This window comes from Halomicronema sp. CCY15110 (genome assembly GCF_016888165.1).
In the GTDB taxonomy this organism is placed as follows: Bacteria; Cyanobacteriota; Cyanobacteriia; order Phormidesmidales; family Phormidesmidaceae; genus Halomicronema.
In genome coordinates this window covers 1-1,016 of record NZ_JACSWC010000285.1, presented here as the reverse complement: position 1 = coordinate 1,016, position 1,016 = coordinate 1, and the positions used below count along the sequence as shown (strand labels likewise).

Below are 1,016 nucleotides of genomic sequence, written 5' to 3'. Positions count from 1 at the left end.
ACTAGCTCCGTCTTCCTCTCGGGCTGAGTGACAGCAATTATTAAGCGGTATTGAAAACACCTTTAGAGGGCTGGTATTGCCTACCCAGCGGTCTCGAAACGGGATAATGCCCAGGATTTTGCCAGCAAAGGCTTCTAGGTGTGATTGTTCTTGCAGAAAATCGAGCGTGTCGACGAGGGAGTTTACTCCTTTGACGTTGGCTTCGACGGGAACGACAACATGCTGGGAGGCCCCGACGGCGGTGAGGCAGAGTTGAGATCGCGATGGCTGAACATCGATCAAAACATAGTCGAACAAGTCAGCGACAGCTTTGAGCCGAATGCGGAGCACAAAGGCACCGGTACCACTGCTGCTTAAGAAATCTGAGACTTTGAAAAGGCCGCGGTCGGCAGGCATAAGGAACAGGTTGCTATAGCCGGTCTCGTAAATCCCATCCTCAGTCTGTACTTGCCCAGTCAGAACCTCAAACAGACTGGGTTCATTGGGCTGAACTTCGTGGTTGAGATAAAAGGTGAGGTTAGCTTGAGGATCTGCATCGATGGCGAGGACTTTTTTACCCTGACTGGCGAGGAGCAGAGCTGTGAAGAAGATTGTGGTTGTTTTTCCTTATATCTAGATATCTCGACTTCTGTAATTATGGACATCTGTTTTAGGAGTGTGCCAGTTGGCGAAACCCGCTGGACTGAATCTGGATTAGTCGCTGCTAAAAGGAACTGTGCCAGTTGGCTGAAACCCCTAAGATCTCGTGGCGAGTGAAAACTGGCTCAAAAAGCGCGATCGCCCTCACTCAATCGGCTTTCCCCACTTTTGTCAGATGGAGTAGTTGCCTTATGTGCAGCTATTCCAGCTTGTTTTTGTGAGGGGTTGCTCGGCTTGCAGCTATTCAGGTAATACATAAAAACTAAATGGGCCCATATCGCAGCCTCGCTAGTTTAGGGCCTGATAGGCCGCATTAATTGAGGGGCTGATGCCACACACCACCAAACTCATCAACTCCACAACCGTGGAAAAGAGTA

1 pseudogene is annotated in these 1,016 nt (G+C 49.7%); it reads right to left on the bottom strand.

Annotated elements, in window-relative coordinates:
• Positions 1 to 594, bottom strand: a pseudogene (locus tag JUK32_RS12230) (ParA family protein); the annotation flags it as partial.
• Positions 595 to 1,016: the final 422 nt, after the last annotated feature.